The organism is Metabacillus mangrovi, from assembly GCF_009711125.1.
Lineage (GTDB): Bacteria > Bacillota > Bacilli > Bacillales > Bacillaceae > Metabacillus_B > Metabacillus_B mangrovi.
Genome location: NZ_WMIB01000001.1, coordinates 363,345 through 378,088 on the forward strand (window position 1 = coordinate 363,345; position 14,744 = coordinate 378,088).

The 14,744-nt window shown below is 47.8% G+C and carries 11 protein-coding genes and 1 pseudogene; all 12 read right to left on the minus strand.

Features of this window, described 5'->3' with window-relative positions; genetic code table 11:
* Window positions 1-76: 76 nt before the first annotated feature.
* The 12 genes and pseudogenes from GKZ89_RS01970 to hisC all read right to left on the minus strand — a co-directional run bounded on the left by GKZ89_RS01970 (window position 77) and on the right by hisC (window position 14,699).
* Window positions 77-844 carry a menaquinol-cytochrome c reductase cytochrome b/c subunit gene (locus tag GKZ89_RS01970; RefSeq protein WP_155110685.1) on the minus strand — a complete coding sequence of 256 codons (768 nt, stop codon included), beginning with the start codon at window positions 842-844 and terminating at the stop codon, window positions 77-79.
* A 47-nt stretch (window positions 845-891) separates the two neighbouring features.
* The gene (gene qcrB, locus GKZ89_RS01975) at window positions 892-1,566 is read right to left on the minus strand and encodes a menaquinol-cytochrome c reductase cytochrome b subunit (RefSeq protein WP_155110686.1); all 675 of its coding nucleotides are present in this window, start codon (window positions 1,564-1,566) and stop codon (window positions 892-894) included.
* Window positions 1,567-1,569: 3 nt separating this feature from the next.
* Entirely contained in the window at window positions 1,570-2,076 is a 507-nt protein-coding gene (locus GKZ89_RS01980; protein ID WP_155110687.1) for a QcrA and Rieske domain-containing protein, read from the minus strand.
* A gap of 144 nt (window positions 2,077-2,220) precedes the next feature.
* Entirely contained in the window at window positions 2,221-2,670 is a 450-nt protein-coding gene (locus tag GKZ89_RS01985; RefSeq protein WP_155110688.1) for a DUF2487 family protein, read from the minus strand.
* 102 nt (window positions 2,671-2,772) lie between these two features.
* Window positions 2,773-5,940 carry an alpha-amylase family glycosyl hydrolase gene (locus GKZ89_RS21560; RefSeq protein ID WP_430696670.1) on the minus strand — a complete coding sequence of 1,056 codons (3,168 nt, stop codon included), beginning with the start codon at window positions 5,938-5,940 and terminating at the stop codon, window positions 2,773-2,775.
* A 387-nt stretch (window positions 5,941-6,327) separates the two neighbouring features.
* Window positions 6,328-8,385: pseudogene (gene pulA / locus GKZ89_RS21565) on the minus strand (type I pullulanase); the annotation flags it as partial.
* A 168-nt stretch (window positions 8,386-8,553) separates the two neighbouring features.
* Window positions 8,554-9,093, minus strand: a complete 540-nt coding sequence (locus GKZ89_RS01995) for a ReoY family proteolytic degradation factor (protein WP_155110690.1) — start codon at window positions 9,091-9,093, stop codon at window positions 8,554-8,556.
* 71 nt (window positions 9,094-9,164) lie between these two features.
* Entirely contained in the window at window positions 9,165-10,436 is a 1,272-nt protein-coding gene (locus tag GKZ89_RS02000; protein WP_155110691.1) for a tetratricopeptide repeat protein, read from the minus strand.
* Between the two features lie 60 nt (window positions 10,437-10,496).
* Window positions 10,497-10,697: a hypothetical protein gene (locus GKZ89_RS02005; protein WP_155110692.1), complete on the minus strand. Its 201-nt coding sequence runs from the start codon at window positions 10,695-10,697 to the stop codon at window positions 10,497-10,499.
* 463 nt (window positions 10,698-11,160) lie between these two features.
* Window positions 11,161-12,447 carry a 3-phosphoshikimate 1-carboxyvinyltransferase gene (gene aroA / locus GKZ89_RS02010; RefSeq protein WP_155110693.1) on the minus strand — a complete coding sequence of 429 codons (1,287 nt, stop codon included), beginning with the start codon at window positions 12,445-12,447 and terminating at the stop codon, window positions 11,161-11,163.
* Between the two features lie 11 nt (window positions 12,448-12,458).
* Window positions 12,459-13,562, minus strand: coding sequence for a prephenate dehydrogenase (locus tag GKZ89_RS02015; RefSeq protein ID WP_155110694.1), 1,104 nt, complete (start codon window positions 13,560-13,562; stop codon window positions 12,459-12,461).
* Between the two features lie 57 nt (window positions 13,563-13,619).
* Window positions 13,620-14,699, minus strand: a complete 1,080-nt coding sequence (hisC, locus tag GKZ89_RS02020) for a histidinol-phosphate transaminase (RefSeq protein WP_155110695.1) — start codon at window positions 14,697-14,699, stop codon at window positions 13,620-13,622.
* Window positions 14,700-14,744: the final 45 nt, after the last annotated feature.

The window sequence follows — 14,744 nt, forward strand, 5'->3', positions numbered from 1 at the left end:
CCATTTCAAGTGAATTTACCACTTAATATCATATAAAAAAGCTGACAGATTGTCAGCTTTTCATATTTAGATTCGTTTATTTCGAAGAAACTTTGGAGACAAAATCGGAAAGCACCTTCAGCTCTTCGTCTGTTCCTTTGAAAATCCCCCCAGGCATCGAACCTTTTCCCTCTTTGGCAATCTTCGCAATTTCCTCAGGCTTCAGACCGTTATCCACAAGCGAAGGACCCGCAGCCCCTCCCTGAAGATTATCTCCATGGCAGGATACACACGTTTGCTCCTGAAATACTTTGTACCCTTCAGAACTCGTATCAATTTTTGCTTCCGCCTGGATTTTTCCCTGCTCGGCGGCTTTTTCCCAGTCATGGGTCGATACGGACTCCCACGTCAGGAAAATGATCGCTGCCGTGGCGAGAAGCATCATACCGACCGTGACCGGCCTCTTGGCAGGACGGCGCTCCGGCCCTCTGTCTAGGAACGGAACGAGGATTAAGGCTCCTGCTGCGATGCCCGGCATGATGATTGCACCAAGAACAGTATAGGGTCCGGCCGCGTATGTGTATTTCAGCAGCTGGTACAAAAATAGAAAATACCAGTCAGGCAGCGGGATGTAGCCGGTGTCTGTTGGATCGGCAATCCGCTCAAGCGGTGATGGATGAGCAGCTGTCAGGCATAGGAACCCAATAAGAAACACCGAGCCGACAAGCCACTCCTTTAACAGGAAATTGGGCCAGAACGCTTCTGTTTTACCTGGGTACTCTGAATAATCTTTCGGAATGTTCGGTTTTCTTTCGGCAGGAACACGTGAATCCCCGACGAATTTCATGCCTTTCCCGCGATGCATGAATCCCCCTCCTTTTTTTAATGACGGTTATAGAGCAGCATGCCTCCTTACAGCGGTCCGGAAATCCCCTGTTTCCTGATCATCAGGAAGTGGGCTGCCATCAATCCGAACAAGGCGGCCGGAAGGAAAAATACATGTATCGCAAAAAAACGGGTCAGTGTCTGTGCCCCTACAATATCGGGATGCCCCGACAGGAGGACTTTAACCTGCGTTCCAATCAGCGGGGTCGCCTCTGCGATCTGCAAGCCTACTTTCGTCGCGAAAAGCGCTTTCATATCCCAGGGCAGCAAATAACCCGTGAAACCGAGACCGAGCATAACGAAAAAGATCAGCACTCCGACGATCCAGTTCAGTTCCCTCGGCTTTTTGTAGGCCCCCTGGAAAAAGACACGCAGTGTGTGCAGGAACATCATCACGATGACGAGGCTTGCTCCCCAGTGATGCATTCCGCGGACAATCTGGCCAAAAGCTACTTCATTTTGAAGATAATAGACCGATTCCCATGCATTCTTGATATCCGGAACATAATACATGGTCAAAAACATTCCTGACAGCACCTGAATAACGGTAACGAAAAATGTCAGGCCTCCGAAGCAGTAGACAAAAGCAGAAAAATGGTGCGCCGGATTCACGTGTTCGGGCACTTCATGGTCGGCAATATCCCGCCATAAAGGAGTTATATCCAGACGCTCATCCACCCAGTCATAAATTTTGTTCAGCATCTGCTAAGCTCCTTTCTTCTTGGCTTTGCCGAGATAAAGATACCCGTCTTTGACCTGCTGCTCGAAGATGTCAAGCGGCGCGAGAGGCGGTGTTCCGGCAATGTTTTTCCCGTTTTTTTCATAACGGCCGTAATGGCACGGACAGAAAAACTGGTCTTTGTTCTCCGGATCGCCGTTCCAGCTTACCGTACAGCCAAGATGCTTGCATACAGGAGAGAGCGCTACAATGTCACCCTTCTCATCTTTGTATACCCATGCTGAACGCGGTTCATCTGACTTGTACCAGGCATCCACCTGCTTGATTTTAAAATTAAAACGCTTCGGCTCAGCCGTAATTTCGTCCACCTTTACCACCTGAACCATATCCTGGCCTGCTACGGGACGCAGAACAGGGTCAAGGGCAAACCGGACCATTGGCATAATCATTCCTGCAGCCATAAATCCGCCGACTCCCGTCAGCGTATAGTTGAGGAATTGCCTTCTCGATACCCCGTGTTTTCTCTCGCTCATCTTCCTCCCCCTTCTATCCCCTTTAGATGAAGTCTGGATGCAAGGCTGTAAAAATTTATAGTACTAGGACATTCTAATGATATATCAATCTGCCAAGAGGGTCAATATCATCCACATATGGAAAAAAGTATAATGATAGGGTTTTCATTTACAGTTCCAAAATTGTAATAAAATGTTCATAATTTGGTCAAGATGACTGTCAAGAAGCTGTTCGGCAACAGCATGGTCCAGTGTGTGGAGCGGCATGGACGGAATCCAGATGAGCCGGTCCTGAAGCTCCGCCGCTGTCTTCCAGCGGGGATCTGAAGTCAGGAAAAAGACATGCCGGACTGCTCTCTCTGCGTCTTCCTTCCAGTGAAGCAGCCGTTCTTCCACGCCTTCTTCTTTATGCAGATATGTAAATGGAACACTGAGCATCACTCTGCCGCGCAGCCTTCTTTCGAGCTCTTCAGAAAGCAGCAGCGCAAATTCCCCAAGCTGCACAGTCTGCAGAAAATCAGGACCGGTGCCAGCAGGGATCAGCGGGATCACCGCAGTGTCTATGTATTCTTTTTCTTTTTCCAAAGCGGTTGCATCCTTTGCAGCCCATTTCATGATATTTCACCTCCCTTTCTCTTATTATCCTAAAAGAAGACAATAAGGACATGCCCTATTGTCTTCATTTTACTACATTTTTTTATTGTATTCAGAAAATTTTTAATGCTTCCATTTCGTAAGAATTACTGTTCCTCCATCCGCTCTTGCCGGAATCGTCACAGTCACTTTTCCATCTTTGCCTTTTTGATAATCTTTATTGCTGTACAGATCTTTCACTTTTGAATCAGATGGGAGTGTGACCTGCTTCGGCTGATCTGTTGTATTGATGCCGACTAAAAGCTCCTGGCTTTCATATTTTCTGGAGAAGAGGAGGTAGCCTTCTTCATCTCCGCCTGCCACCATTTTACGGTCTCCTTTTGCAAAAACTTTCGAGTAGTGCTTTCTTGTCTGAAGGAGCTTTGCATAATGGACAGCAAGGTCATTGCCTTTCACCTGATCCCATGGCATATCATAGCGGTTTTCGTTAAATTCCCCTTTGTCAAAATCACCGCCGTGTTTGCCGGAAAGGCCGAGTTCTTCCCCGTAATAGATGACCGGCTGGCCTTTAGCGGTTATTTGCAGACTCGCTGCAATCTTCTGCTTTGATTTGTCTCCTCCAGCGCGGGAGACGAGGAAGCCGTCTTCATCATGGCTGCTCAAAAACTGGCCGAGCGTAGCGGTGTTGTTCAGCATGCTGTTCCGTTTTTGCATACTTGCTTCGGCTGCTTCAATGTTTCCGTTGATGAACGCTGCCGCGTCGGATTTGAATCCGAAGTCAAGAAGGGAGTCCATCTGGCCTGTGCCGAGGTAGCCGCCGGTATTGTCAGCACTCGCCCCGTAATTTTCACCGATCAGTTTGAAGTCCGGTTTAATTTTTGTCAGTTCATTCTTGAAGGCGCTCCACGTTGTGCTGTCTACATGCTTGACTGTATCGACCCTGAAATAGTCAATCGTATCGCCTCTTTTTGTTTTCGCTTTGTTCAGCCAGTCGGTCTGCCACTTGATCAGCTGATTTCTGACAGCAGGATCTTCTGTTTTAAAGTCCGGCAGACCTGCAAGTTCTCCTTTGATGACATCTGTGCCTCCATCACGGAACATGTCTTTGAAGCGGAGGGCATCTTCTACTGTCGGATAGTTGCGGATGGATTGCTGTCCGCCGTCCTTCAGCCCGTAGCCGCCATGGTTCAATACGACATCGACCATGATTTTCATGCCTTTGTCGTGCGCTTTGTCAATCAGCTTCTGGAACGCCTGCATATCACCAAGATGCTCGTCCAGTTTTGTAAAGTCTTTCGCCCAATACCCGTGATAAGCATATTGCGGACCCTCTTTTCCTGTCCGGATGTTCCAGTCTACATTATCGACAATCGGAGTGATCCAGATCGTATTGATTCCCATATCCTCGAGATAGTCGAGCTTTTTGGTGATGCCGGCAAAATCTCCGCCGTGATACGTTTCCGGATGGTTCCGGTCGTAGTTTTCTTTGTTCGGGTTGTTGTTTGATGAATCCCCATCAAAGAACCTGTCCGTCAGCATAAAGTAAATTCTCGCCTCATCCCAGTCGAATTGATCCTTACCGGATCCTTTCACTTGAACAGGCTTCACTTCAAGCTGTGCCATCCCTTTATGCGTGTTGCCGTACTGGTCCTTCACTGTAATCGGAAGCTTCTTCACACCCGCTGTCACATTGTCTTTAACAGCTACACTAATCTCATTCAGCGCAGGATCAACAGGTGTTTTCTCCGAACCTCCCAGCGCTCTTAAATCAATGCTCATTTCTGCCGTTTCTGCCCCGTCTCCTTTAGCTGATACAGTGATGACGGCATTTTCTCTCGATGATATTTTTTTAGGATAGGCTTCTGCCGTTACATCGATCTTCGGCACAGCATATTTCACAATCGATTTCCCATTGGTATCGGTATTATACGGATCGCTTACTTCGGATGTCTGCCCGTCTTTAGTGACGAGGAACGTATATTCATAGTTTCCTTCTTTCAGGTTCTCCATCGTATAGCTGAAATATTGGTTTTTGCTGTCGTATACCATCTTGTAAGACGTTCCGTTTATCTTGACTGATACGTTCTCAATCTTTTCCTGCGTTCCCTGCTCATAAAGCTCCTGGTCCCTGTAATAGAAGGTGAGCTTGCCATCTTTCAGAACAGGGCCTTTAACTGCCGGCACTGTTTCAATTGGACCGACGCCGCTTGTAACGGTCACTTTCGTCACAGACTGGGCGAGATCGGCTTCAATATAGCGGTCCTGGCCGTAAGCATCTTTTTCAGCCCAGTCGGTTCCTTTCCTGAGTACGAATCCGATGCGGCTCGTATCAGGGCCGATCGGGAACCTGGCCACTGCTCCGGCATCTGTTACTTTGGAGAAACGCTTTTCTCCATCTTCCACACCGGTCTGCCATGTCCAGATGTTCCAGCCATCATATTGGCCATCCCCTCTTTTGTACGTAAACTCTACATATCTCTGAACATATTTCTTCACTTCTATTGTCTTTGAGGCTACAGCTGATCCTGCTTTAGCTGTGATGACAGCCTTACCGGTATTCAATCCGGTGACTTCCCCTGATGAAGAAACAGCTGCGACCTTTGGATTGGATGAAGTCCATTCGATGGAAGCATCCGTCAGCTTTTGGCCGAACTGGTCTTTTACCGTGCTCTGAATCTGTATGGAGCCTGATTCGTAAACAAAATCTTTGCTTTGCAGTTCAATCGAAGCAGGCTGGATGTCCTCAACCGTTACATTCATTGTTTTCTTTGCTTGTCCGCTCTTTGCCGTTACCGTCGTTTTGCCTGGCTTCTTCGCAGTAATCTTTCCTCTTTGGTCGATGGCTGCAACAGATTCATCTCCGCTGGTCCATTCTACAGGCTGTTCTTTCATCAGTCCGCCGAACTGATCTTTTACAGAAGCCTGGATGAACCGGGATTCCTGATCATCGAGGAACAGATTTTCCGATGGCAGTGTGATGGACGATGCAACCGGTTTTTCCGTCCGTTCTTCATCATACAGGACCATCATGGATAGCGGCTGAACATCCACAGCGGTTCCGCTGATTTCGTTCAGCACTTTAACTCCTGCACGGTTTCCGTCTGTTACCGTCTTCCAGGTTGAAGCAGATGCCGGCACGGTTACTTTTTTCGTTTCATTAGCGGCATTATAGATGACGATAATGTTCTTCCACTTGTCTCCGTTGGCATGGTTTTTCAGCTGATACGCGATGAGCTGATCCTGCTTCTGAAGGACTTGCAGATGATTTTCGACGTCCTGCTTTGCCGTCATTTTAAAGGCAGGATGCGCGTTACGCAGTTCATACAGCCCTTGATAGTAATCATTGACCTCATCGAATGCTGAGACATCGGACCAGTCGATCTGATTGATAGCATCCGGGCTCTTATACGAATTATGGTCGCCATATTTCGTTCTCAGCATTTCATCTCCCGCATGAATAAATGGGATCCCCTGTGCTGTGATGGCGATGCCGTTTGCGAGCAAGGAACGTTTGACCGTTTCGTTTTCAAGCTCGTTTTTAACATCGACCGCATGATGCGGTGTAGCCGCTGCAACTGCTTCTTCCACCGATTTAAATGCAGCAGCATCTTCTCCCTGCAGCTTCCCGTCTTTAATGTTTACAAAGCCTTCTTTTTCTCCCAGTCCCTGCGTTTTGATCACTTTATCCCACATATTGAGATTATCGTGGGCTGTTACGTAGTTGATGGATTCAGCTGGTGAATTTGTAAAGTCTGTATAAGAGCCCTTCACCCCTGTGATGATCGCATCTTCGCGGCCTTTTTCTCCAGTTGCAAAGCCTTTGGATGCATCATCACTTCCGCCTTTGATCGCACCGCGGATGTTATCGTTGAACACTGCGAACCCTTTGTCTTTCTGTGAGCCTTTCAATGTCTGAAGACTTTCCGCGAGCGGAGATCCTCCAGCCTGCCAAGGTTCACCGTACACGAGGATTGTTGGATCAACCTGCTCCTTCAATTCTTTCGTAATCTGTTCCATCGTGTTTACATCAATCAGACCCATCAGGTCAAATCTGAATCCGTCAACACCATATTCCTCCGCCCAGTACTTAACGGAATCTTTGATGTATTTCCGGACCATCGGGCGCTCAGAAGCGACTTCATTACCTGTTCCGCTTCCATTTGTGTACGAGCCGTTTTCACTGGTCCTGTAAAAGTAGCCCGGGACAAGTTTGTTGAACGGTCCGTTATCAATTTCAAATGTGTGGTTGTATACGACATCCATGACAACCCTGATTCCTTTTTTATGCATCGCCTGAACCATCTCTTTGAATTCTTTGATCCTTACACCCGGTTCTTCCGGGCTGGTGGAATAAGAGCCTTCAGGAACATTGAAGTTCTGAGGATCATAGCCCCAGTTAAACTTCGGATCGGCTGCATCCGGGTCATCGACCTTCAGTTCATTGACTGTTTTAAAATCATAGGAAGGCAGCAAATGGACGTAGTTTATGCCAAGCTCATCCAAGTGGTCGATCCCAGTCGGATCTCCCGCACTGTTTTTCGTGCCCGTTTCTGTGAAAGCTTTGAATTTTCCTTTGTTTTCAATACCTGAATCATCACTGATGGAGAAGTCCCTGACATGAAGCTCATAAAGAGAAGCATCCGCAGGTGACGAAACGGCAGGCTTGTCCATCGGCTTCCACTCTTCAGGATCGGTGCCATCCAAACTGATAACAGCTGATCTTTGGCCATTGGCACTTACTGCTTTTGCATACGGATCAACTGAATAATTGACTGTTCCGTCCGTGAATTCTGCTTTATACATATAAAACTTGCCCTGCAGGTCTCCAGAGCCTTCAGCAGACCAAACTCCGTTGTCTGCTCTCTTCATTTCCTGTTCTTCCCCGCCGCTGTGATCCTGGACGGTTCCTTGAGCATTATACTCACCCGCCTCATCGTAAAGCACGAGGCTCATTTTCTGCGCTGTAGGCGCCCACACTTTAAAAGATGTGCCAGCGGGGGTATAGACGGCTCCCAGGTCCGTGCCGCCGTAGTAAAATTTCCGGTCATCCAGTGCTTTCCGGACTGTGACCTTCCCTTTCCCATACCGCGCACTTTCAACCGTATACGCGTTCCGGACGTCTATCGATGCCGGATCATTGATCAGGATAAGGACTTGATTATCCTTTACTTTTTTTATGACAGCCGGTATTTCTTTATCTTCGGCAGAATCTTTCAGCTTAATAGCGCTTACATCTTCCTCTTTTAACGGATGAGAGGTACTCACTGTGATCCTGTCCATGGAGTCCATCATCGCCGATGTGATCCGCTCTCCGACATTCGCATCCCCTCTGCTGTAATAGACAGATGCATCCCCTTCCACAATCCAGGCTTCCACAGTGTTTTTGCCGTCCGGCACAGTGATGGTTCTGGTCATTTCCTGTGAAGTCCAGTCACCTGGACGGGCGATCACGTTCAGCTTATTGGAGGAAGCTTTAACTTCAGCCTTCGCGAAACCATTTGCTGATCCGCTGAAATCTGCTTCTCTTCCATCTTTTCCGTCTTCCCAAACCCATAGATCCCAGTTTTCAGGTTTGCCATCATTCCGGTAATAATGGATGGTGTAGCTGTATTCCTGATCTGATGCAACCGCTTGCAATTTTCCTGAAGCCAACGCTCCGGACGCACTGCTAAAAGAAGTCAGCAGCAGAACAAAAGCAAGAATAATGGATATGCCACCTTTGATATGCCCTCTCATAACTTTCCCCCTGTTATTCAATTGTGGAAACGTTTGCACTTGCAAACGTTTCCATATTATTTTCACACGTTAATGAGATAAATTCAATCTCTTGCAGAAAATTGAGAATATTATCCCACCTTTAGAAAATACAAGAAAAAAAGCCCTCGAATGGAGAGGGCTTTTCGCTCATTTTAAGCTGTTCAGCTGGCTTGACAGGCTGGTAAATGCCGCCTTATCATTTCGGTCAAGTGCCTCATCAATCATTTTCAAAAGTTTATCTTTTTGATAGGTTTGAAGGGCGGTTTCAATCACGCGCTCCGCAATAAGACGGTCCTTCTCATTGCCGTTGAGATGCTTTGGCATGAACGGATTCGTTTCCATAACGGCTGCATACTGCGGAGACTGATAAGCGGACCGGAAATTGATTTGAATATACAGCTCTTCATCTCTGTTCAGACGGATATCGTGGAAGGATTTTTCAGCATCGGTCGTCATCACATTTTCTTTGTAAAAGCGGAAAGGCACCTCTTCTACACAGTGAGTGGACATGATGATGCCGCGCGGGCAATACTGTGCCTGTTCAACAAAATGGACCCGCTCCATCAAGGCATCATGGCTCATCAAGTAGTTGAGGATCCAGACACACTCCCTCCGCTTCAGCTGATAATGATTCAAAAACCAGCGGATAAAATCCTTTTTTTCATGGACAGAAACAGGGGTCATCATTGTAGTTCCCTCCTCTGCAAAACGTTTCTTGTATAAAAGTTTCAACACGGCAAAATTAAAATCCTGCCTTCCTACCTGTTAATTTCATCTTCTAATTGCATCAATAACGATTCAATTTCGACATGAGCCGGCTCAATAACCAGAATTTCCTTGCATAATTGTATCGCTTTTGGGCGATTTCCTTCCTCTATGAGGAAACGTGCGTATTCTTCGAGGAACTCCGTATCATCTTTATAGAATTTATATGCCCGTTCATAATAGTCTGATGCCAGTGAATATTGTTCCGTTTCATTGTAGCTCTTTCCGAGGAGCCAGAAGTATTGGGGATCTTCTTCGTCAAATTTCATGACTTCCGTCAGGCAGTCAATGATTTCTTCATATTGTCCCCGCTGAAGATAAATATTGGCCAGCGTGATAACAGCCTCTGCGTGACCCGGATCCATAGCTGCCGCCTCTCTAAGAAGATCAGCTGCCTGATCGGGAAGATGGTTTTTCAGAGAAATTTTTCCCGCAAAGAGATACAGATCTTTATTGAACTCATCCTCGCGCACCCCTGCAAGTGCCGTTTCCATGCTCTCTGCAAGCATCTCTTCTGCTTCATACGCTTTTGCAAGCGGCAAATAGACGGAAGTAAAAGAAGGATCAAGCTCCTTCAGCTTTTCAAACTGCAGGACAGCTGTCTTATTCTCGCCGGCTTTCATTGCAGCCAGCCCATAACCGAAAAGGGAATGAAGATCTTCCTTCTCCTTTACGGTTTTTTCATAATAGGGCAGTGCTGCCTCAAATTCACCTACTCCGCTCAAGGCATCCGCGAGCCTCTGCTGGACATCAATACCGGCAAAGGCTGTACCTGCTTCAGCCGCCCGTTCATAATAGGGGATAGCCGTCTTATCGTCGCCTGAATGGTAATAAAATTCTCCCAGTGCAAAGTCGAGCAAAGGTTCTTGCGGAAGAATCTTTTTTGCCTCCTTCAGCTTTTTCTCCGCCACTTCATGGAGACCCTGCAGCTGATACAGATCAGCTTGAAGGAGCAAAGCCTGGGCATATGCCTGATCTTCCGGCTGAACGGACTCCAGGATCGAAATTGCTTCATCTTCCTGTTCCAGGTCGATGTAAGCCTCAGCCATCAGGAGGGAGATATCCGTTTCATGGGGATACAAAAGGTGAAGATCTTCAAGGAGCCTCAGTGCCTGATCAGGCAGACCCCATTCGTAATACTTATCTGCAAGGAGGAACTTCTCTTCATCATGGAGGGAATTCTCCAGGCCCTTCAGCCTCTTCAGACCTTCCTCCGCTTCCCCGCTCTCTACAAGGGCAATTGTTTCTTCTAATGATAAAGCCACACAGCATGTTCCTTTCTATATAAGAGGACGGGGCCAGCAGGCTGCGGGTTGCCCGCTGCCTCACCTTAAAGCCCTTCCTCTGTGAAATGTAATGGTTGGAATAAGCTTATCATAATCGAGATGCCGGTCTGTTTCAACCGAATCGCTTAGATGGGAAAGATTGCAGACTCCGTCAGCTCCTGCTGCGATTGCCCTTCTTTGCAGGTCAGGCATGGTCCTGCAGGGACCTGAAGTAAAAGGATGACAAGCTTGCTTCGCCATATACGTCCTCCTTCGCTTTGAACGTCTTGCAGTTCCATCGGGGATTGCGGTGACTCTGGCAGTAAAGACCATCCTTCAGCCACTGTAACCAAGACTGGATGAACTCAGCCTCTGATCATTCAGCAAAATACACCTGCTTATTCAGCTGTGAATCGGTCCTGTTCAAAACGGATGGACCGGTCGCGATCCAATCGTATCGGATAAAACCAGCTGTATCTCCTGTTGAAAACACTTGCTTTTTCTGACTGAACTGTGAAACCATTCAGAGTTTTTGCTATTTTTCTCCCTGTGCAGCAGTGTTATAGACAAGCTATGCGAATAAACAGCGATTTATGTGTGCATGGTGGAAAAAGCCGCTGTACCGCGATTGTTGCGGTTGCGGTCCTCTTCTGCTCAAACGTAAAACCCCCGATGCTTGAAGCATTTCGGGGGTGACTCTTACCTTTTTCAGACAGAAGCTCTCTTACCGGCTGCTCAGCCGCTGCAAGTCTTCAAAGAAATGGGGATACGATACATTGATTGCCTCGGGACGGTCCAAATCGATAGGCGATTCAGTCAGGCAGGAGGCAATTGCGAGCATCATGCCGATGCGGTGATCCCCATGGCTTGAAACCGCGGCTCCGCCTTTTAGCGGTTTTTTCCCGGTGATGACCATTCCATCCTCTGTCGCCCGTATATCCGCGCCAAGCTTCTTCAGTTCGTGCACGACTGTATCAATCCGGTTCGTTTCTTTAACCTTGAGTTCTTCAGCATCTTTAATAATGGTTTCGCCTTCAGCCTGAGTGGCCATAAGGGCGATAATAGGAATCTCATCTATCAGCTTCGGAATCAATTCTCCGGAAATGACCGTTCCTTTTAAGGAAGACGTTTCAATTTCCAGATCTGCTGCCGGCTCATATGAAGCAGATTCAACCGGAAGGATACGGAAGGATGCACCCATTTTTTCCAATACATCAAGAATGCCGTCCCTCGTAGGGTTGATTCCAGTGTTTCTCAGCAGGATACGGCTTCCTGGAATAATGGCTCCCGCGGCAAGGAAAAAGGCTGCCGAAGAGATGTCACCGGGAACAGCAACCGTTGTCCCCTTCAAGCGCTGGCCTCCTTTAATCGAAACCTTCAGTCCTTCCTCTTTAACCTCGGCACCAAAGGATTTCAGCATCCGTTCTGTATGATCCCTGGATTTATGAGGCTCCGTCACACTCGTCCACTCATTTTCAGCATGAAGTCCGGCAAGCAGGATGGCTGATTTCACCTGGGCACTGGCTACATGGGACGTAAAATCGATCCCTCTCATCCGGCTCCCGCGTACGGAGACCGGTGTGTAATTTCCACCGCCCCTGCCATCTATTGCCGCGCCCATTTCCCTTAGCGGATCTGTTACCCGCTTCATCGGGCGCTTAGCGATCGATTCATCACCGGCGAGGCAGGAATGAAAAGCAGTCCCAGACAGAATGCCGAGGATGAGCCTGGCCGTCGTACCGGAATTCCCGACATCCAGCACCTCTTCCGGCTCCTTGAGGCCGCCTATTCCTTTTCCATTCACTTCAACATCTGTCCCGTTGATGGCAATGTCCACACCCATCTTCTGAAAACAGGAAATCGTGCTGAGACAGTCGGCACCGTTCAGAAAATTGGAGACCACTGTCTGCCCTTCTGCGATTGAACCGAACATAACAGCTCGATGCGAGATGGATTTATCGCCCGGAACACGGATTTCTCCCTGCAGGCCGCTTGTAAAATGAAGCTTCATTTCTTTTCCTCCTAGCCGAAAAATGTTTCATAAGAAGTATACTTGGCAATACAGTCTCTCGCCCGAATCCGGTCTTCTTCCCTCTGGAAGCTGATCCGTAATACTCCATTCACATCTTCCCTGGTTTCAATGATTCGAATGTTCGTAATACTGATCTGTTCTTTGGCGAGAAAACCGGTTATTTCTGAAATGATCCCCGGGAAATCCGGAACATCGATATAAAGGTCGTAAAAAGCAGGGATCGCTCCCTGCTGTCTCGCAGGCAAACCATCGCGGAATTCTTTTGCATCTGAGAAGTACCGGTAGATGGCGTGGCTGTCTTCGGTATCCACATAATTGCGGATCCGCTGCATTTCTTCAAACCAGCGTTCAAAAAGCTGAAGCATATGATCTTTGTTTTGCAGCAGAATATCCCTCCACATCCCGGGGCTGCTCGAAGCAATTCGGGTGATATCCCTGAATCCCCCGGCAGCGAGCCTTCTCGTCAGCGGATTTTCTTCCTCATGCCTGACAGCCTGATGAACCAAGCCGGCAGCTATAATATGGGGGAAGTGGCTGATTACCCCCGTGGCAAGATCATGTTCTTTCGGGTCCATCACCACAAAATTTGCTTTTGTCCCCGCGAAAAGATTTTTTAATTCTTCTATGTATAGAGCTTGCTCATCCTTCTCGCCGCACAGGACATAAAACGCATTCTCGAACAGATGGGCTTTTGCAGCCGATACCCCTGATTTATGGGAGCCTGCCATGGGATGTCCGCCGATAAACACTACATCATCCGAAAAGATTTTCTTTGCGTGCAGGCTGATCGTTTCTTTTGTGCTTCCCACATCGGTAATGAGCACGCCTTTTTTCAACGGGAGACGGGACAGCTCTTCCATCAATTGAAGGGTTTGCTGAACAGGAGCCGAGAGGATGATGCAGTCCGCCCCTATGGCACCCTCTGCAGCAGAGCCCGCAATCTCATCAATGACCCCCAATGTGAGAGCTAGCCCTGCATTTTCGGAATTGATATCGTATCCGGTCACATAGATGGAAGGGTGTTCTTTTTTAACAGCCATGGCAAGGGACCCGCCTATGAGGCCCAAGCCGATAAAACAAACACGGTTTCTCATTATGGCACATCCTCTTCTTGATGCATCTGATTTTCCTTCTGTCACGCTTCAGTTTTTTTACAGAATGGTTTTTAACAGGCTGATGATTTCATTGTTCTCCTGCTCTGAACCGACGGTGATCCGCAGTGACGAAGGGAACCCCAGTGCTGCTCCGGAGCGTACGATGTATCCTTTTTCAAGAAGCTTCCTGAACAGGACATCCGCGTCTTTATTAAAATCAATCAAGATGAAATTACCTTCTGAAGGATAATAAGACAGGTTCATTTCTTTGCAAAAGCGGTAGTATTGCTCCAGCCCTTGTTTGTTTCTTTCGCGGCAGGAGCCGATAAACTCCTGATCATCCAGGGCAGCCAGTGCTGCAGCCTGCGCAATTCTGCTTGTATTAAAAGGCTCTCTTGCAGGTTCAATTCTCTGAATCAGGCTTTTTTCGCCGATTCCGTAGCCGATGCGGAGAGAGGCGAGGCCGTATGCCTTGGAAAACGTCCTGAGAATCATTACATTCGGATAGGCATTCAGGTATGCGATTGTATCAGGGAAATCTTCCGCGGTAACATATTCATAGTACGCTTCATCCAGCACAACGAGTACACCTGAAGGGACTGCTTTTAAGAACCGGTCAAGCTCTTCCCGGCCCGCATACGTTCCCGTTGGGTTATTCGGACTGCACACCCACACTACTTTTGTATAATCATCAATGGCCTTCAGCATCGCGTCCAGATCATGCTTCCCTTCCTTGAGCGGCACCTCGCGGATTTCCGCATTTTCAATGACCGCATTGTGGCGGTATTGAGGGAAAGTAGGAGTAGCCATGACTGTATTGGAAAGACCATCAAGGAAAGCACGGCATATGATCTGGACAACTTCGTCCGATCCATTTCCGAATATCAGCTGTTCCTCCCCCACTCCCAGCCTCGCTGACAAAGCGGTTCGAAGCTGTGCACTGTAACCATCGGGGTATAGAGCGAGCCTGCTGATCTCTTCTTCGATTGCCTGCTTTACTTTTGGAGAACTGCCGTAAGGATTCTCATTTGAAGCAAGCTTTACAATCCGGTCCAGCCCGAATTCCTTTTTCACTTCTTCAATCGGTTTTCCCGGCTGGTAAGGCTTTAAATCAAGCAGCTGGCTTTTGACTTCCATTTCTAACACCTCTCCTAAACAGTATGAACATCTGTCTGTAATTCA

Excerpts from the sequence above, each read along its gene's own strand:
- GKZ89_RS01970 (WP_155110685.1), bottom strand. The coding sequence starts at position 844 with ATGCATCGCGGGAAAGGCATGAAATTCGTCGGGGATTCACGTGTTCCT.
- qcrB (WP_155110686.1), bottom strand. The coding sequence starts at position 1,566 with ATGCTGAACAAAATTTATGACTGGGTGGATGAGCGTCTGGATATAACT.
- GKZ89_RS01980 (WP_155110687.1), bottom strand. The coding sequence starts at position 2,076 with ATGAGCGAGAGAAAACACGGGGTATCGAGAAGGCAATTCCTCAACTAT.
- GKZ89_RS01985 (WP_155110688.1), bottom strand. The coding sequence starts at position 2,670 with ATGAAATGGGCTGCAAAGGATGCAACCGCTTTGGAAAAAGAAAAAGAA.
- GKZ89_RS21560 (WP_430696670.1), bottom strand. The coding sequence starts at position 5,940 with ATGACGGCAAAGCAGGACGTCGAAAATCATCTGCAAGTCCTTCAGAAG.
- GKZ89_RS01995 (WP_155110690.1), bottom strand. The coding sequence starts at position 9,093 with ATGATGACCCCTGTTTCTGTCCATGAAAAAAAGGATTTTATCCGCTGG.
- GKZ89_RS02005 (WP_155110692.1), bottom strand. The coding sequence starts at position 10,697 with ATGGCGAAGCAAGCTTGTCATCCTTTTACTTCAGGTCCCTGCAGGACC.
- aroA (WP_155110693.1), bottom strand. The coding sequence starts at position 12,447 with ATGAAGCTTCATTTTACAAGCGGCCTGCAGGGAGAAATCCGTGTTCCG.
- GKZ89_RS02015 (WP_155110694.1), bottom strand. The coding sequence starts at position 13,562 with ATGAGAAACCGTGTTTGTTTTATCGGCTTGGGCCTCATAGGCGGGTCC.
- hisC (WP_155110695.1), bottom strand. The coding sequence starts at position 14,699 with ATGGAAGTCAAAAGCCAGCTGCTTGATTTAAAGCCTTACCAGCCGGGA.